20 protein-coding genes are annotated in these 18,109 nt (G+C 46.1%); 13 read left to right on the forward strand and 7 right to left on the reverse strand.

Annotation, left to right across the window (positions count from 1 at the left end):
- Positions 1 to 18: 18 nt before the first annotated feature.
- The gene (locus P403_RS0107130) at positions 19 to 477 is read right to left on the reverse strand and encodes a MarR family winged helix-turn-helix transcriptional regulator (protein WP_029332014.1); all 459 of its coding nucleotides are present in this window, start codon (positions 475 to 477) and stop codon (positions 19 to 21) included.
- Between the two features lie 170 nt (positions 478 to 647).
- Here P403_RS0107130 and P403_RS0107135 point away from each other — a divergent pair, with 170 nt between their 5' ends.
- Both P403_RS0107135 and P403_RS0107140 read left to right on the forward strand, forming a co-directional pair.
- Positions 648 to 902, forward strand: a complete 255-nt coding sequence (locus P403_RS0107135; protein ID WP_029332016.1) for a hypothetical protein — start codon at positions 648 to 650, stop codon at positions 900 to 902.
- 18 nt (positions 903 to 920) lie between these two features.
- Positions 921 to 1,892 (forward strand): LacI family DNA-binding transcriptional regulator, encoded by a 972-nt coding sequence (locus P403_RS0107140; protein WP_029332017.1) that lies wholly within the window; start codon positions 921 to 923, stop codon positions 1,890 to 1,892.
- Between the two features lie 60 nt (positions 1,893 to 1,952).
- Here the strand turns inward: P403_RS0107140 and P403_RS0107145 are convergent, their stop codons facing one another.
- The 5 genes from P403_RS0107145 to cbpA all read right to left on the reverse strand — a co-directional run bounded on the left by P403_RS0107145 (position 1,953) and on the right by cbpA (position 8,231).
- On the reverse strand, positions 1,953 to 2,615 hold the full coding sequence (locus tag P403_RS0107145; protein WP_051667324.1) for a C40 family peptidase: 663 nt from the start codon (positions 2,613 to 2,615) through the stop codon (positions 1,953 to 1,955).
- Positions 2,616 to 2,846: 231 nt separating this feature from the next.
- Positions 2,847 to 5,990: an efflux RND transporter permease subunit gene (locus P403_RS0107150; protein WP_029332019.1), complete on the reverse strand. Its 3,144-nt coding sequence runs from the start codon at positions 5,988 to 5,990 to the stop codon at positions 2,847 to 2,849.
- Between the two features lie 38 nt (positions 5,991 to 6,028).
- Positions 6,029 to 6,589, reverse strand: coding sequence for a TetR/AcrR family transcriptional regulator (locus P403_RS0107155; RefSeq protein ID WP_029332020.1), 561 nt, complete (start codon positions 6,587 to 6,589; stop codon positions 6,029 to 6,031).
- 174 nt (positions 6,590 to 6,763) lie between these two features.
- Entirely contained in the window at positions 6,764 to 7,528 is a 765-nt protein-coding gene (locus tag P403_RS0107160) for a pyrroline-5-carboxylate reductase family protein (RefSeq protein ID WP_029332021.1), read from the reverse strand.
- A gap of 64 nt (positions 7,529 to 7,592) precedes the next feature.
- A complete protein-coding gene (gene cbpA, locus P403_RS0107165; protein WP_029332022.1) occupies positions 7,593 to 8,231 on the reverse strand; it encodes a cyclic di-AMP binding protein CbpA in 639 nt (212 codons plus the stop codon).
- Between the two features lie 335 nt (positions 8,232 to 8,566).
- Between cbpA and P403_RS0107170 the strand changes: the two genes are divergently transcribed.
- From P403_RS0107170 to queF, 9 genes are all read left to right on the forward strand, one after another.
- Positions 8,567 to 9,184 (forward strand): DUF47 domain-containing protein, encoded by a 618-nt coding sequence (locus P403_RS0107170; protein ID WP_029332023.1) that lies wholly within the window; start codon positions 8,567 to 8,569, stop codon positions 9,182 to 9,184.
- Between the two features lie 16 nt (positions 9,185 to 9,200).
- Positions 9,201 to 10,205, forward strand: a complete 1,005-nt coding sequence (locus P403_RS0107175; protein WP_029332024.1) for an inorganic phosphate transporter — start codon at positions 9,201 to 9,203, stop codon at positions 10,203 to 10,205.
- A gap of 132 nt (positions 10,206 to 10,337) precedes the next feature.
- On the forward strand, positions 10,338 to 11,153 hold the full coding sequence (locus P403_RS0107180; protein ID WP_029332026.1) for a bifunctional hydroxymethylpyrimidine kinase/phosphomethylpyrimidine kinase: 816 nt from the start codon (positions 10,338 to 10,340) through the stop codon (positions 11,151 to 11,153).
- Between the two features lie 64 nt (positions 11,154 to 11,217).
- Positions 11,218 to 11,583 (forward strand): YojF family protein, encoded by a 366-nt coding sequence (locus P403_RS0107185; RefSeq protein WP_029332027.1) that lies wholly within the window; start codon positions 11,218 to 11,220, stop codon positions 11,581 to 11,583.
- Entirely contained in the window at positions 11,583 to 12,239 is a 657-nt protein-coding gene (bshB2, locus tag P403_RS0107190; protein ID WP_029332029.1) for a bacillithiol biosynthesis deacetylase BshB2, read from the forward strand. The genes P403_RS0107185 and bshB2 overlap by 1 nt, the downstream gene beginning before the upstream one ends.
- A gap of 256 nt (positions 12,240 to 12,495) precedes the next feature.
- The gene (queC, locus tag P403_RS0107195; RefSeq protein WP_029332030.1) at positions 12,496 to 13,164 is read left to right on the forward strand and encodes a 7-cyano-7-deazaguanine synthase QueC; all 669 of its coding nucleotides are present in this window, start codon (positions 12,496 to 12,498) and stop codon (positions 13,162 to 13,164) included.
- Positions 13,148 to 13,603: a 6-carboxytetrahydropterin synthase QueD gene (queD, locus tag P403_RS0107200; protein ID WP_029332031.1), complete on the forward strand. Its 456-nt coding sequence runs from the start codon at positions 13,148 to 13,150 to the stop codon at positions 13,601 to 13,603. Before queC ends, queD begins: the two co-directional genes overlap by 17 nt.
- Entirely contained in the window at positions 13,600 to 14,316 is a 717-nt protein-coding gene (gene queE / locus P403_RS0107205) for a 7-carboxy-7-deazaguanine synthase QueE (RefSeq protein WP_034801026.1), read from the forward strand. Before queD ends, queE begins: the two co-directional genes overlap by 4 nt.
- Before the next feature lie 15 nt (positions 14,317 to 14,331).
- Complete coding sequence (queF, locus tag P403_RS0107210) at positions 14,332 to 14,820, forward strand: preQ(1) synthase (protein ID WP_029332033.1); 489 nt, start codon at positions 14,332 to 14,334, stop codon at positions 14,818 to 14,820.
- 90 nt (positions 14,821 to 14,910) lie between these two features.
- Here the strand turns inward: queF and P403_RS0107215 are convergent, their stop codons facing one another.
- On the reverse strand, positions 14,911 to 15,195 hold the full coding sequence (locus P403_RS0107215) for a helix-turn-helix domain-containing protein (protein ID WP_029332034.1): 285 nt from the start codon (positions 15,193 to 15,195) through the stop codon (positions 14,911 to 14,913).
- Positions 15,196 to 15,452: 257 nt separating this feature from the next.
- On the opposite strand from P403_RS0107215, the gene P403_RS0107220 reads away from it, so the two are divergent.
- Together P403_RS0107220 and P403_RS0107225 are read left to right on the forward strand one after the other, a co-directional pair.
- Positions 15,453 to 17,108, forward strand: coding sequence for a PTS transporter subunit IIBC (locus P403_RS0107220; RefSeq protein WP_029332035.1), 1,656 nt, complete (start codon positions 15,453 to 15,455; stop codon positions 17,106 to 17,108).
- A gap of 92 nt (positions 17,109 to 17,200) precedes the next feature.
- Complete coding sequence (locus tag P403_RS0107225) at positions 17,201 to 18,004, forward strand: endonuclease/exonuclease/phosphatase family protein (protein ID WP_029332036.1); 804 nt, start codon at positions 17,201 to 17,203, stop codon at positions 18,002 to 18,004.
- Positions 18,005 to 18,109 lie beyond the last annotated feature (105 nt).

The following is an 18,109-nucleotide window of genomic DNA, read 5'->3' on the forward strand; positions in this document are numbered from 1 at the left end:
TGAATGGATCAGCTGACATTACGCTTTTTCAGAATGCGTATAATTATCTGCCCGGTACCCGATTCGTTTAAGTTGATCAATCAATTGTTCTTTTTCGCTAACCGTCAAGTCGCTGAATAAGTCGGTCAAAAATGCTTCATGTTTCGGGAACGTTTCTTCCATCAACGCTTGACCTTCCTCAGTCAATGTACCAAATGTGACGCGACGGTCTGTCGGGCAAGATTTTCGTGCTAGTAGTCCACGATTTTCAAGTTTATCTACTACGTAAGTGACACTTCCACTCGTCAATAAAATCTTGTCGCCGATTTGCTGGAGCGGTGTATCGCCTTTATGATACAACAACTCAAGCACGCCAAACTCTGAAGGATTCAATTGATGGGTCTTGATGTCTGCTTTTACTTGTTCCGTCACAGCATGCATCGTTCGCGATAAGACTACGAGCAATTTTAGTGCTAGTTTCGAATCTGTCGCTTCCATTTTACGTTCGCCCCTCTTTATCTTGATTCGCAAATAATCATAGTCCTCTTTTTTACATTGGTCAATTGCGGTCGAAATTCTCATGACTTCTTCTTCTTGAAATTGTTCTTGCCGTGGAACGCGTTCCATAGTCTATCGTCATGGTATACACTACTAAGGAGGTCTTCTATATGTCGCTTCATACACGATTAAAACGTCTCTACAAATGGAACGTCGCCTTCGAACTTGCGATTGAGCAACTCGGGACGCCGACCGGTTATTACCTTTGCAAACATACCTTGATTGAACAATATCCTCATTTAACACCGACTGAAAAAATGAAGCTCCTCGAAAGAATTACGGAGCAAATCGAACGCTCTGATTCGTCGTCCGGACCAATCACGAAGCAACACTGGTTTCAACTCGAACAACAACTATCTAGTTAAGGATAGGAGGGATTTTGAATGACGAACATTCGTGACTTGGCTCACGAAGCAAACGTTTCCGTGACGACGGTCTCACGCGTCCTCAACGATCATCCTTATGTCGCTGAAGAAAAGCGGCGTGCCGTCAAAGAAGCCATTTTAAAGCTTGGCTACATCAGAAATCAAACAGCCGTCCATCTCTCGACTGGACGGACGAAAACGATTGGCGTCATGTTACCCTTCGTCGACCATCCCTACCATGCCGCGATTCTTCAAGGAATCGCTAAAAGTGCCTTTGAGGACGCCTATCGTTTTTTAACGTGGCAAACGAACTATTTTGAAGAACATGAACGAACTGTTTTACGCGCGCTTGCGCAACGTGAAGTCGATGGCTTAATCATCGTCTCACACAGTCTTGCAGTCTCTGAAATTCTTTCGTACGAACAATACGGTCCAATTGTCTTTTGCGAGTTGCATGAATATGTCTCATCCGTCTATATCAATCATTACACTGCGTTTTGTAAAGGCTTGACAGCACTCCAGCAACTCGGTCACCACCGGATCGGCATTTGTCTTGGACGGGCTGATAGTACGAATAGTCGCGCCCGCAAGCAGGCTTATCATGACCTCGTTGAACCTAATTCGAATGATTGGGTGTACGAGCAAACGTTGACGATTGAAGATGGCACCCGTGTCGCGGAACATTGGCTCAGTCAGAAACAGCGCCCTTCTGCTATCATGACGACGAGTGACCACGTCGCTGCTGGACTGATCATCGCGCTCAGAAAACGAGGGTACCGTATCCCGGAGGACCTATCTGTTATCGGGTTCGATGGCAGCGACCTCGCAGAAGTGCTCGATTTGACAACGATCGCGATCCCTTATGCGTTAATTGGTCAACAAGCTTTTTCGCTCGTAACGCGTGATGTCATGAATCAACCGTTACAAATCGAAATCCCGGCAACCCTTCAGATGGGGAATACTGCGGCACAGCTTCCCTCTGCCGATTGATGAGGAGAACTAAAAAACCCCGTTTCTTGTATCGTACAAGAGCGGGGTTTTGTCCTGTTCTTATAAAGTTCCTGCCGCGACGTAACGCGATCCCCAATACCCACCGCGGAATGATTCTTTAACGACTTGACCATAATACGAGTTAGCATTGATCATCGTCGAACCATCGACTGCAATACCGACGTGCTGGATGCCACTGCCATGCGTGAAGAACACGAGATCTCCTGCTGCGGGTGCCGTCCGTTTCGTTGCTGCATATTGCGAGGCTGCCGTACGTGGTAAAGATTTACCGAGCGCACGGTAAACGTAACTTGTAAATCCAGAACAGTCAAAGCTCGTCGGACCCGTTGCGCCAAAGACATATGGACGTCCTTTTAAACCTTCAGCGACAGATACAATCGTCGCACCTGTTTTTGAGAGTCCCGCTGTTGCTTTTTTATTGTAGCTCTTCGTGTACATCGCAGCGATGTACGCTGTCTTACCTTGATAACGCAACCGATACCAGTTGTTTGAGGTTTTGCTCGTGACAGTGACTGACTGGCCGAGCTTCAGCTGACCGAGTTTCTTCCCACTGACAGCGGCTTTCGAACGGATATTCAACACATCGACTGAAACGACTACTTTTTTTGCCGATGCTGCTTTAGTTGCTTGTGGGACGGCACTCCAACTGCTCACGACTAATGTCACGAGTATAAATAAACGGATCCAGAGCGATGCTTTCATCTTTTACTAATCCCCTTCTAAGTAAAGTTATCGGTTATGTAAAACGAATTAAATTGTCAGATAATTTCTGTTTTTATCCTATCATTTTGATTCCGTCGTTCGTGTTACAGTTTCTTGACAGGAACGCTTTCGCGTAATACTTTTGTAATAAAACAAAAAAACAGGTCATAGAACGGCTTTATGAAGCCATTCTATAATTCCTGTTTCAGAGAGGTTTTTGTTTGAAATCAATTAATCGGTTGACTTCTTTTTCCGAAAACGTGCTAAGAACTCATAGACAATCGGGACGATGAGAAGTGTCAGTAACGTCGAACTCGTTAATCCACCAATGACCGTGACCCCAAGTCCTTTCGAAATCAACGCGCCTCCTTCTAGACCGAGGGCGAGTGGTGACAAGGCACCAATTGTTGCGAGTGCCGTCATCAAGATAGGACGAAGTCGTGTGCCGGCTGCATCGAGCAGGGCCTCACGTGTCGCTAGACCTTCATTCTCTTTATGAATGACACGGTCAATCAAGACGATGGCATTCGTGACAACGATTCCGATCAACATCAAGGCTCCGATTAGTGATGAAACCGAGATCGTTTCGCCAGTAATCAAGAGGGCGAGTAAACCACCGATGATCGCGAACGGAAGTGAGAACAAGATGACGAGTGGCGTCAATGCTCCACCGAATGTCACGACAAGAACGAGATAGACGATCGCGACTGCTGCTGCCATCGCAAGACCAAGTTGTGTGAACGATTCTTGAATCTGCTCCGTCACCCCACCGACTTTGTAAGAAACACCTGTCGGAAGGTCAATTGTTTTGACTGCATCGTCAATTGCTTGTGATGCTTCCGTCGCTTTATCTGTTTTCAGTTCTGCTGTCACGGTTGTGACGAGTTTCCCGTCTCGTTCATTTAACGAGTCCGGTGTCGTACCTTTTTTGACAGAGACGAAATCAGATAACTTTTTAACACCGAGCGGCGTCGTGATATCGGCTTCTTCTAAATCATTGATCGAGTCGTACGTCGTTTGTTCGTTCGGTACGATGACGTCTAATTCTTTGCCATCTACTTTTATAGTAGAAAGTGGTTTTTCGACACCTTGCACGTTAGCGATTCCTTGCGCGAGCTGAGCTGTCGACACACCGAACTCGGCAGCTTTTTGTTGGTCGACTTCAAACGTGTACTGCGTATATGAATCTTTTAAGTCGGTCGTTACTTTACGAACGTATTTTGATTCACCTTCGATTGCTTTAACGAATTTCGGTGTGATTGTTTCTAGATCTTCGATTGAATTCGCGAAGACTGAATACGAAACACCAGATGAACCGGCACCACCACTGAAGTCTTGTTCTTTCCATTCTCCAGTCGGGATGGCTTCATTCAAGTCGTTCACTGCTTGTTGCTTCACGTCTGCGAAGTCCTCTGTATCTGGATCATACTGGGCGATGAAGACCGCTTGTTTCGTATTTCCCGGATTAAGTGGATTTTCGCCTCCGACCGTGAACTGGAGATTGTCGATATTCTTTTGTTTATCGAAATAAGCTTCCGCTTGATCCGCTGCCTCGAGCGAGTCATCAAGTGTTTGACCTGGTTTTGGATTATACGTCACATAAAACGTTTTTTCACCCTCTTGATTCAAGAAGTTGACCCCAATCGTTGGTACGAGGGCAAAACTTCCGACAAGCATCAAGACCGCGAGACCAAAGACAACTAACTTATGGTTCAAGGACCAGTTCAATACACCACGGTACCAGTTCGCTAATTTCCCACCATCTTCTTTTTCCGGTTTCGGCGCTTTCCCACGTTTGAACAGTGAATCAGCAAACATCGGTACGACCGTTACGGCAACAATCAGCGATGCGAATAATGCAAAGACAACTGTCAATGCGAACGGCAGGAACAATTCACCAACAAATCCTGTTACGAACCCGAGTGGTAAGAAAACAGCAATCGTCACGATTGTTGATGATGCGACCGGAATGAATACTTCACGTGTTGCATCGATGATTAAGGCTTTACCTTTAAGTTTTTCGCCGGGATCCGTTAAGCGACGGTAAATATTTTCGATGACGACAATCGAATCATCGACGACACGACCGATTGCGACCGTCATCGCACCAAGTGTCATGATGTTCAACGAGATGTCCATCTGTTTCAAGACAAGAATCGCCATCAGTAACGACAACGGAATCGAAATGACTGCGATGATCGTCGATTTAAAGTTGCGTAAGAATAAAAGGATGATGATGATCGCAAATAATGCACCAATCAAGGCTTTACTGATCATCGTTGAGACAGACTCTTCAATCGGTTTTCCTTGGTCGAGTGTGACTGACGTTTTGACCGACCCGTTTTCTTTTTCAAAATCTTGAATCGTTTCTTTGACGGCAGTGACGACGTCGACGGTATTCGCATCCTGTGATTTTGTCACTTGAATTCCGATTGAACGTTCACCGTTTGACCGCGAAATCGATTCTTCGATTCCTTTATCTTCCACTTTTGCGAGCTCAGACAATTTAACAGTCGGGACTTGTGTTGGTGTTGGCGCTTGCCCTTCTGTTGGTGTTTGCCCTTCTGTTGGCACTTGAGGCGTCGTCGGAGCTTGCGAAGGAGCTGCCGGTGTATCGCTCGCTGCCTGTTGCGGCGTATAAGGCAAACGTAGATTTTTTAATTCTGTGACCGTCGTAGCTTTTCCATCAAGCACAACAGCTTGCTCTTTGTCACCAAGCTCGTATAAGCCGAGTGCTAAACGCGAATCATTCGCTTGAATCAGTTGCTTGACGTTATCTTCTGTCAATCCATATTGCTGTAGCTTTTCATCATCGAATCGAATTTCAATCCGACGAATCTCTTGCCCAGCAATTTGAACCGTTTGAGCGCCTTCGATTCCTTCAAGTTTCGGTTGAAGTTCTGTCTCAACGAGCTTCGTCAACTCGGAGAGTGAACGTTTTTCATCTGATACTGCGAAACCGACAACGGGGAAAGCATCGAATGAAATCCGTGAGACATTTGGTTCTTGCGCGCCTTCTGGTAATTCAACATTCGCTAATGCTTCTTTAACTTGTTGTTCTGCTTCATCCATATCCGTACTGAAGCTGTAGTCGATTTGTAGATTTGAGGCGTTTTGGAAAGATGTCGATCGAACTGTTTCGACACCACTTAAATTTTCGACCTTACTTTCGAGTTCTCGACTGACTTCATCGAGGACTTGTTCCGGCGTCGCCCCTGGATAAATCGTCGTTACCGAAACAGTCGGTGTCGTAATGTCTGGTAGCGTTTCGAGTTTCATCGTCGTTCCTGCATAAATCCCAGCGACGGTGATGATGATCGTCAGCAACCAAAGAGCAAATTTATTATTCACTGAAAATTGAATGATACGCTTCATGGTAATTATTCGCCTTCTCTCTGTTTTTTATTTCATGTTTACTCTTTATCAGCTTGGTCGATTTCGCGCGCTCGCTTTAATAGACGCCCGACCAATTGTTGACGCTCTGCTTTTGACGGCTGAGCGAACTTAAAGTGCTCCGACATTTTCAATCCATCTAATACGAATCGAATCATCATCGCTTCGACCGGATCCGCACTGTCCATCAATTGACGAAAGAATTGGTTTACTTGTTTTTTCCGTTCTTCGACGAATTCTTCATTCTCTTTCAAAAATGATAATAAAAATAAGACGGTATCGATATCCAAGTGAAACTCTTCCTCATGATTCGCTTGTAGCGTGACAAACGCTTCCATCTGACCTAAACCTTGATCCAGATATTCTTGATACTGCTTAAACTGACGGGCTTCTTGTTCTTCAATCACACCCATCAGCAACTCTTCTTTCGAAGCGAAATGGTACAATAAGCCACCCTTAGAAACATTCGCTTGTTTCGCAACTTCTTCTAACGTCAATTGCGGAAACCCACGGCTCATCATGATTTGAACAGTCGCGTCAGTGATTCGCCGTCTCGTTTCTAACGCTTTCGCACTAACCATATGTTACCTCCTTCCTTTTACTATACCGTCCAGACGGTTTCTTTCTTCACTATACGAATTTTCATTCTCGAATGCAACATTCAATATATGTTTCACGTGAAACGTTTTCAATTTTTACGAAAAAAGGCATATTCTCGTCTGAACCGTGACGGAATATGCCTAAAGTCGTTCGATTTACGCTTCGCGTGCACTCTCACTTAATGCCGCTCGCATTATTTTCTTTAATTCATGCGTACGTAACACTTGAACACCACGATCAGTCGGTCCGTTTGGTGCTGCGACGTCGTCAATCAAGGCATCGGTCGGACGTGCATCCTGAAGTAGCAACTCTGCCGATCCTTTCATCGCTTGGGCAATGATACGACGCGCTTGTTGTGCTTCAAATCCGGCTTCCGTCAAAACAGGAGTCATCGCACCTACGATTTCATAGAAGAAAGCCGGACTGCAGCCCGCTGCAGCCATTAAGAACGGCATAGTCGTTTCATCCGTTTCCACTACCTCGCCGACGCGTAGAAAAAGTTCCGTCGCTAATTGTTTTTGTTCCATCGCTACTTGATGACCGAACCAAAGCCCTGTCATCCCTGTCCGAAAAGCGACCGGTGTATTCGGCATCGCACAGACTGCACCGCAACCTGATATCTGTTCAATTTCATCCGGTTTGATATGTGCTGCCACAGAAACAAGCAGTTGATTCGTCCACTCATGACGCTTTACGTATTCTAGTACGCCCTCAGGTTGCATGGCTAAAACGACGATATCGAATGACTCGATACTCTCCTCTTCGATGATTTGAACACCATGTTCATTAGCGAGCTCTGATAAACGTTTACGATCTGCACGATTCGTCATCGTAATTGAGTCGGGCGCAATTCCTGAATCAATCCATCCTCTGACCAACGATTCACTCATCGATCCTGCACCAACCATTAAAATGTTCATAACGTTCCTCCCACAACAAAAAAGGACCTGTTGTGCCAGGTCCTTTTCGTATTTTCCTTTTCAATTATACACGAAGTTCCAAGTCTTCGACAGCAACGACCCGAAGCCCTTTTTCGTTCAATTTCTTCACGATCTTATTTTTTGTTTTTTCATCACAATCAAGCGGAAGGGTAATGAGAACACGACGCATGACACTACTTTTGGCGTCAAGTGTCATGAGACTAGCAACCGTCGAGTATTTGTTAACGATTTTTGCAATCTTTTCAATGGCTCCTTTTTGTTCACTCAGCGCGACCGTCAACACGTAGCTTCCTGAATCACGATTCCATGCCTCTTCCAACATCCCAAGCATTTTCCCGTGCGGTAAAATACCAAAGAATTGACCGTCGTCATTTAGTACGGCAATGTATGGTAATTCTTTGATTGAGAAGAAGACTTCAAAGAAATTGCTTGCTGTATAGATGAACTTTGACGTGTTCTTAATGAGTGTCATGACATTGTCATCTAAACTGCCACCATTCATCCCATGGCGATAAATATGCATCTTATAGATATTCCCTTTAAATTCTTGACCTGATTGGTCGAGTACAGGTACGCAACGATATCCTGTATCTTCTAACGTCTTTAACGCTTCACGAAGCGTTGCCGTCTCTGAAATTTTGATACATTGGTGTTTTGGTATACATAAACTTTGCACGAGCATACAAAACGTCCTCCTCTATTTCACTTTGTGTTGTAGCCTACTTCTTCATCTTTTGTACTTATTCGTTCTGTTATCCATTTTTCCTGCTTTTCTTCTATTCCCTACTATTACAATAACAAAAACACAGGTGAAACCCACTGAATACAAGTAAAATAGTAGTAAACAATGTTTATTCAGATTATTTATTAATTTATCAACCCTATTAATTTTAAGTTTTATTAAGTTTTCGTAAACGCGATACATAGTTGTATTCTTTTACAATAACGTCTGATACAATCGAACTCGTGAAGTTACTTCACTATTCTATTCTTGTTCTTAATATGGAGGCAGAAGAAATGTTTAGTAAAAAACAAGATCCATTCGCAGTGAAATTATCCGAGATTGCCGGACACTTGCAACAGACGTCACAGTTTTTCGTTGATTTCAAAATCAATGGTATTGCAGACGTTAAAGAATTCGCGCATAAAGTCAAAGACTTTGAAACGGCTGGTGACGACTTGATGCACCAACTGATCATCGACTTGAACAATGCGTTCATCACACCGATTGATCGCGAAGACTTGCTTGCACTCGCGAACTCACTGGATGATGTACTCGATGGATTTGAAGAATGTTCCGCGATTTTTGAGATTTATAACATCGTCCGTGCCGACGAACATATGATTAAATTCGTCGATGAGATTCATATCGCCGTCAACGAACTCGCTTTAGCGATGGACCTTCTTGTCGCACGTAAGCTTCAACCGATGCGTGAACATGTCATCAAAGTAAAAGAACAAGAAACGATTTGTGATGACTTACGTCGTAAATCAATCAAAGCATTGTTCGCGACTGAAACTGATCCAATTAAAATCATTCAATATAAAGAAATCTATGAATCGCTCGAATCAATCGCCGATTACTGCCAAGACGCAGCAAACGTCATTGAAACGATCATCATGAAAAACGCATAAGTGAGGAGCTAACGAGATGGATAGTCTGTTTATCATCACCGCTATAATCGTGATTCTCGCACTTGGCTTCGATTTCATTAATGGTTTCCACGATACGGCGAACTCGATTGCGACTTCGGTGTCGACTCGTGCATTGAAACCACGTCACGCCATCATTCTTGCTGCGACGATGAACTTTTTAGGGGCAATCACATTTACTGGAGTCGCTAAGACGATTTCCGGAGACATTGTTGACCCATCGACACTAGAACACGGAAGTTATGTCGTCATCGCTGCTCTCCTCTCTGCGATTGCTTGGAATCTATTGACGTGGTACTTCGGTATTCCGTCCAGTTCTTCGCATACGTTGATTGGTTCGATTGCCGGTGCTGCCATTGCTTCAGTCGGATTCGGTGGAATCGAGACAAAAGGCTTCTTAAAAATCGTCCAAGCCTTATTGATTTCGCCAATCCTTGCTTTTACGCTCGGTTTTCTCGTCTACGGCATTTTTAAAGTAGTTTTCAAAAAAGGGAATTTGGCGAAGACGAATCGTCGCTTCCGTCATATGCAGATTGCGACTGCAGCCCTTCAATCGTATACACACGGAACGAATGATGCGCAAAAAGCGATGGGGATCATCACCCTCGCCTTGATTTCTTCTGGTTTCCAGACTGATCATGATGTGGCCCTTTGGGTAAAACTCTCTTGTGCCATCGCGATGGGACTCGGGACATCTGTCGGTGGATGGCGGATCATCAAAACAGTTGGTGGTCAAATCATGAAGATTCGTCCTGTCAACGGCGTAGCGGCTGACTTAACGTCTGCTGCGATCATCTTTGGTGCGACGGCGATCCATCTTCCTGTATCAACAACGCATGTGATTTCATCTGCCATCATGGGTGTCGGAACATCACACCGCAAAAAAGGCGTTAAATGGGGTACGGCTAAACGAATGCTGATTACATGGGTCATCACGTTACCGATTTCGATGGCATTCGCCGCTCTGATTTATACGATTCTTGATTTTCTTTTCATTAAATAATCTCATCCCCCACTCGTTCATTTGAGGTGGGGGTTTTGCTTACACTTCATAAGTTGCCGCAGTTGTCGCCTTGTCTATAATTCGCTATGATAATGGAAAGAAGTAGCGCTAATTTATTAGGAGGAATTCCAAATGACAAAACGTAAAGCATTAACGATTGCTGGTTCTGACACGAGTGGTGGAGCTGGTATTCAAGCAGACTTAAAAACGTTCCAAGAGCTTGAAGTCTATGGCATGAACGCGCTGACGGTCATCGTCGCGCAAGACCCTGACCAAGCTTGGCACCATGCGGTCTATCCAATCGATGCAGAACTCGTCCGGACACAAATCCATACGGTCCTCGGAGGAATCGGTGTTGATGCAATGAAGACGGGGATGCTTCCGACTGTCGAAATCATCGAAGTCATTGCTGAAAAAATTAAAGCATCAGGCGTTAAAAACGTCGTCATCGATCCGGTCATGGTCTGTAAGGGTGAAGATGAAGTCCTCAATCCGGATACAGCGAATGCCTTACGCGACATTTTGACACCGCTCGCGACAGTCGTCACACCAAACGTTTTCGAAGCGGGACAATTGTCTGGTCTTGGAAAAACACCTTCGACGATTGACGAGATGAAACTTGCAGCAGCACGGATTCACGAAAAAGGTGCACAATATGTCCTCGTTAAAGGTGGCAGCAAGATTGATCACCCCCGAGCAGTTGACGTGCTTTATGATGGAAAAGAGTTTATCCTAATTGAGGATGAACGCATTGAGACACCATATACGCACGGGGCAGGATGTACGTATTCTGCAGCGATTACAGCAGAACTCGCTAAAGGCGCTTCAGTCGAAGAAGCCGTTCGAACTGCTAAATCGTTTATCACAGCGGCGATTCGTAACTCATTCCGTTTGAATGAATACGTCGGCCCGACTGATCATGCTGCACATCGTACAGTTAAGTCTTAACACGTTCAGGAAGTCCGCGCAGTGATTCGCGGGCTTCTTTCTGTATTCGAAGGGAGAGATACCATTGCAAACACTTGATTTAAAGGTCGTCCAACAGTACATTGACGATCATGCGAACACACCACTTTACGTCCACGTCGAAACAACGAACGGTGCGTATGCGACGCACCAAGATCCGACGTTCCATAGTGCGGGGATGTTCTTCCGCAACGCGGAAATCACATACGAACGCGGTTTGATCACAGGAAACGGTCCATACCGGATTGGTCTTAAACTTGCCCACGGATGGTTGTACGGTGAAGGATTAACCGATTATGAATTCGCGGGAGAACAACTCTTGATCGCAGGACATGATATCGAAGGTCGCCTCGCGATTGCTTTTGAGCTCAGCCCGACACCATTCGCCCAAGGCGCAGAGGAGGTAGAATGATGGCTTATAATGAACACGATCACCTGCTCGTCATCTTCCCTCACCCGGACGATGAAGCATTCAGCTCAGCCGGGACAATCATCGAGCATGCAACGAACCGCGGACCTGTTACGTACGCCTGTTTGACGCTCGGCGAAATGGGACGCAACATGGGACGTCCTGTCTTTACGAACCGGGAACAACTCGCGACGATTCGTAAACGTGAATTGATCGCAGCAGCTGAAAAAATGCAGATTACCGATCTTCAAATGTGGGGACTACGGGATAAGACAGTCGAATTCGAAGATGAAGCAGCACTCGCTGAACGGATTGGACAGTTGATTGAAAAAACACGTCCTACACGCGTCATTTCATTTTATCCGGGCTATGCCGTCCACCCGGACCACGAAGCAACAGCACGTGCTGTCGTTCGTGCCCTTCGCGCAATCGCTGAAGCCGATCGTCCTGAATTTCTTGCCGTCGCTTTTGCGAACAACACAAAAGACGAGCTTGGCGAAGGGACGTTCATTCATGACGTCAGTGCATATACGGATCAAAAAGTTGCTGCCCTTGAAGCCCACGCTTCTCAAACAGGTGGACTGATGAAGGTCATCTCGGAAGACTCGAACATCCGGGATCTCCTTGTTAAAGAACGCTATTACCACTATCCATTATGATGAAGAACCTCGAAACGACTCGGATGTCGTTCGAGGTTTTTTTTGCAGATTAAATGATTTGCAGGACACAAGACGCTGACTCTGCGCGCTTTTCCCTGCAGGCGTCACAGGAGGCTGAATCTTTTGAAGCCCGCAACGATTGACATGAGAAACAGTCGACTTTTCTTTGCCCGTCTGCTAGTGTGAATAGTTGAGACTGTGTCTCCGGAGTTCGTAACCTCCTCCGTCACAAAAACTAGGAATGGAAGTGTAAACTATGAAAAATGAACGTGCTCTTGTCGTCTTCAGCGGCGGCCAAGACTCGACGACTTGTCTGTTTCAGGCACTCGCGAACTATTCCGAAGTCGAAGTCGTTACCTTCAACTACGGACAGCGTCATGCCGAAGAACTCGAAGTCGCGCGAACGATCGCAGCGGAACTTGGTGTCAAACACCATGAGCTCGATCTGTCACTCCTCAGTCAACTCACAAGCAATTCGTTGACCGATCACACTCAACAAATCACGACGAACGAAGATGGACTCCCTTCTACATTCGTAGATGGCCGAAACCACCTGTTCTTATCTTTCGCAGCCGTCCTTGCTAAGGGACGTGGCATCCGCCATATCATCACGGGTGTATGCGAAACCGATTTCTCCGGATACCCGGATTGTCGTGACTCCTTCATCAAGTCACTCAACGTGACACTCAACCTCGCGATGGATTATCCATTCGTCATTCACACGCCACTGATGTGGCTCGATAAAAAAGAAACATGGGCGCTGGCCGATTCGCTAGATGCTTTTGATTTCGTCCGTGAACGGACACTGACGTGTTACAACAGCATTATCGGAGATGGTTGCGGCGACTGCCCAGCTTGTGAATTACGGAAAAAAGGCTTAGACGCCTACATCGAGGAGGGAACTACCCATGAAATTCAACTATGAAGCACCTGAAACTGTCGAGCGCCCGACCGGCGACTCGCTCATCTATACAAAATCACGCGTCATGATCGTCAAAAAATTGACGTTTGATGCTGCCCATCACCTGTATGACTACGATGGAAAATGTCGTGCCTTACACGGGCATACGTATCACGTCGATCTCGGAATCAGCGGATTCCTGGACCACCGCGGGATGACACTTGACTTTGGTGACCTGAAAAAGATCTTCAAAGAACATCTCGAACCGTTGCTCGATCACCGTTATTTAAACGAATCGCTTCCCTATATGAATACGACGGCAGAAAACATGTCGGCCTGGATTTTTGAAACGCTCGGACAGCATTTACCGGACGAACGCGGTCTCCGTGTCGAATTCGTCAAGTTATATGAGACACCGACTGCATTCGCTGAAGTCCGTCGCGAATGGATGAATGAAGCATGAGCCAACTGAAAAAAATACCAAAGATTCCCGTTCTTGAAATTTTTGGTCCAACGTTCCAAGGAGAAGGTCGTTCGATTGGACAAAAAACAATGTTCGTCCGGACAGGCGGATGTGACTATTCATGCGCTTGGTGTGATTCTGCCTTTACCTGGGACGGATCAGAAAAACCAGATCTTTTGACGGCAGAAGATATCCTGACGCGTCTCGATGCGCTCGGTTCGTATGGGCACGTGACGATTTCCGGGGGGAATCCGTTGCTCCACGCATCGATTGGTACGCTCGTCGACGCCTTGAAGGCACGTGGTATCACGATGTCCGTCGAAACACAAGGTTCGTATTGGCAAAACTGGTTACTCGATATCGAAGACGTCACCATCAGTCCGAAGCCGCCGTCAAGCGGCATGACGGTCGATTACGATCGGCTCGACGTATTCTTTAAACGACTCCCTGAACTACAACGCGCTGTCAAAATCGTCATCTTCGACGAAGCGGACCTCGACTTCGCAGCAGCGATTTCTGAACGATATGCGTTAAAAACACTGTATCTATCACTCGGTAATCCGGATCCGGCGGAAGAAGGCACGATTGCTCCGCGGATGTTGTCCGACTTAAAAACTTTATGGGAACGCGTCGCGCAAGATGAACGCTTTAACCATGCCCGTGTTCTACCACAACTGCACGCCCTCGTTTTCGCGAACGACCGTGGCGTTTAAAAAGGAGTCCTATTCATGCGTCCAGAAGATTTAAACGACTTATCTTTGCTCGGTCAAAAGGCCGTCCCTTATATTTTTGAATATCAACCGGAAGTGCTCGAAGCGTTCCCGAACCGTCACCCGGAGAACGACTACTTCGTTAAGTTCAATGCGCCGGAATTCACGAGCCTTTGCCCGATCACGAATCAACCGGACTTTGCGACCATTTATATTTCGTACATTCCTGACGAAAAACTCGTTGAGTCGAAATCACTGAAGCTATATCTCTTCAGCTATCGTAATCATGGCGACTTCCATGAGAACTGCATCAATGTCATCGGAAAAGACCTCGTCAAACTGATGGAGCCACGCTACCTCGAAGTCTGGGGGAAATTCACACCACGCGGCGGGATTTCGATCGATCCGTACTATAACTACGGAAAACCCGGCACGAAATATGAACGAATGGCAGAACACCGTTTGTTCAACCATGATCTTTATCCGGAAACGGTCGATAACCGTTAATCCGAAAACCATCAAAAAAAGCCGAATTCCTGACGTGATCATTTCACGGGAATTTGGCTTTTCTTCTATCTAATCGACTGTGTATGAACGTCAGCTCGACGGTAAATCCACGATTTTTTGTCGTTCTGCCTGAGCATGAATCGCTTCTGCTGACCAAATATGTCGTAAGAGATGTTCATAAGGGACGCCTAACGCTTTTGCTAACCGATCAATCATTGAAGTAGAAGGATGGGCGAGGCTTGCTTCGATTCGCTGAATCATCTCTGCTGTCGTCTCCGTCATCGTCGCAAGTCTTTCTTGGTCGATGTTTTGTCGCTCACGTAATGTTTGGATGCGTTCTCCATAATTCGTAAGTGGTGTCATCGCTTGATTCATGATTTTTCTTGTCTCCTTTTTCGTCTCCGGACTACTTCCCACCGATGCTGCTTTTAGTTTATTCCCGATTTTCATTTTCGAAACACATCTCGAAAAAAAGATTTTCAATTAATGAAACATAATTTCACTAATTTATTAAAAAAAGACTAGCTTTTTAAAAAAATATCGCTTACAATTTTAAATGCAAACGGTTGCATTAATCGCTTACATATTTGCACGATATACAGACAAAAAGACTGCTTGAGGAGTGGAGAAACATGCGGAAAACGATCTCGTTCGACTTTTGGCAAAAGCTTGGGAAGGCTTTAATGGTTGTTATTGCAGTTATGCCAGCTGCCGGAATCATGATTTCAATCGGAAAATTAATCGGAATGTACGGCGGCGACATCACAATCGTGCAAACGATTGCAAGAATCGTCGAAGACCTCGGCTGGGCAATCATTACGAATCTACACGTCCTCTTCGCCGTCGCCATCGGTGGCTCATGGGCTAAAGAACGTGCTGGTGGTGCCTTTGCCGCATTGCTCGCGTTTATTTTAGTCAACCGCGTGACCGGTGCGATCTTCGGTGTCAATGCAACGATGCTCGCTGATCCGAAAGCAACGGTTAGTTCGTTACTCGGATCTGACTTAATCGTAAAAGATTATTTCACTTCTGTACTCGGTGCACCTGCTCTTAATATGGGGGTTTTCGTCGGAATCATTTCTGGTTTCCTTGGCGCCGTTCTTTTTAATAAATTCTATAACTTCAGCAAATTACCGGATGCACTCGCCTTTTTCAACGGGAAACGGTTCGTCCCGTTCGTCGTCATCGGTGGTTCGGTCGTCGCGGCGTTTGTTTTATCACTCGTCTGGCCGTTCGTGCAAGGACTCTTAAATGATTTCGGTCGCTGGATCGCGACGTCACGCGACTCTGCCCCAATCATCGCCCCATTCGTTTACGGGACACTCGAACGTCTCTTACTGCCATTCGGTCTACACCATATGTTGACCGTGCCGATGAACTATACGGAACTCGGTGGAACGTATAAAATTCTGACGGGTGCTGCACAAGGCTCGACAGTGGCCGGGCAAGATCCGCTTTGGCTCGCCTGGGTGACCGATCTCGTCAACTTAAAACAGGCCGGTAACACACAAGGCTACAACGACTTACTCAATAGCGTCGTGCCCGCTCGCTTCAAAGAAGGACAAGTCGTCACGTCACTCGCTTCGTTGATTGGTGTCGCAGTCGCGATGTATATGTCGGTCGACGAAGATAAAAAGAAAGCGTACAAACCGGTCTTCTTGTCTGCTGGTCTCGCTGTGTTCTTGACAGGTGTTACGGAGCCAATCGAATTCATGTTCATGTTCATCGCACCTGTCCTGTACGTCGTCTATGCTGTCTTGACGGGTGTCGCGTTCGCACTTGCTGACGTCATGCATCTTCGGATCCATGCCTTCGGGGCGATTGAACTCTTGACGCGGATTCCATTGATCGCGAAAGCAGGTCTGATCGGAGATTTGCTACGTTTCATCGGAGTCTGTGTGTTCTTCTTCTTCCTCAACTTCTTTACGTTCCGCTTTGTCATCAAGAAGTTTAACTACGCGACACCAGGTCGTAACGGAAACTACCTCGATGACATCGTCGTCAAAGAGGACGGGACAAGTGAAGTCGCTGCAACTGTCGTCGCTGACGGTTCGCAAGCAACACGCATCATCGAACTGCTCGGTGGTCAACAAAACATCGAAGACGTCGATGCCTGCATGACACGTTTACGCGTCACGGTCAAAGATCCAAGCCTCGTCGCGAAAGAACAAGACTGGAAAGCGAACGGCGCACTTGGTCTTATCCTAAAAAATAACGGCGTGCAAGCCATCTATGGTCCGAAAGCGGATGTCTTGAAATCTGATATCCAAGACCGAATTGGCGCATAAACCAGACGAATTAGGGTAAATAAAAAAAGGTGGAGCTCATCCGTGAGTTTCACCTTTCTTTATTCAGAATCAACACTCAGGAGGAACGACAGATGCGCCTACTCACACTCAATTGCCATTCCTGGCAAGAAGAACACCAGCTTGAAAAAATCAATCAAATTGTCGCTCAAATCATCCAACAGGATTATGATGTCGTCGCCTTACAAGAAGTAAGCCAATTAATGGATACACCAATTGTTTATGGTGCAATCCGTGAAGATAATTTCGTCTACATGATTCAACAAGCACTTAAAGAACGTGGGCATGACTATGAATTCGTTTGGGACTTCTCACATATCGGATACGATGCGTACGAAGAGGGACTCGCCCTCTTGACGAAACATCCGATTTTGAAATCTGATTCGTACTATGTCAGCCGAAGCCAAGATACGATGGACTGGAAGTCACGCAAAATCGTCCGGGCGACGATTGATATCGATGGAACCCAAATTACGTTCAACTCTTGTCACCTCGGTTGGTGGGAAGATGCCGCAGAACCATTCAGCGAGCAGTTTAATCATTTGATTGCCCGGATGGATCCGCTTGAATGGACTCTCTTCTTAGGCGACTTCAACAATGATGCCTTCGAGCGGGAGAGCGGTTACGACTACATGGTCGAACGGGGTCTCCATGACCTGTTCCTCCTAGCGGAAGAGACGGTTGGTGTCGAGACCGTCGAAGGTAAGATTGACGGTTGGGAAGAGAACCAACACGGCTTACGGATTGATTTAGTGCTCTCGAATCGCAAAATTGATGTCGCGCGGGTCGGTGTGACGTTTGACGGAGTACTGGCGCCAATCGTTTCCGATCACTTTGGCATCGAAGTCGATATTGCGATTCAAAAAGATCCATTTTGACTGTTGACAACGCTTTCTTTTTTGTTTTATGATAAAGCCAACAAGCAAATAGTGCGGATTGTGACAGTACGGCTGGCAAGACCGATGCAACACCTAGAACGTTTA

The sequence above is a fragment of the Exiguobacterium oxidotolerans JCM 12280 genome, from assembly GCF_000702625.1.
GTDB classification, from domain to species: domain Bacteria; phylum Bacillota; class Bacilli; order Exiguobacteriales; family Exiguobacteriaceae; genus Exiguobacterium_A; species Exiguobacterium_A oxidotolerans.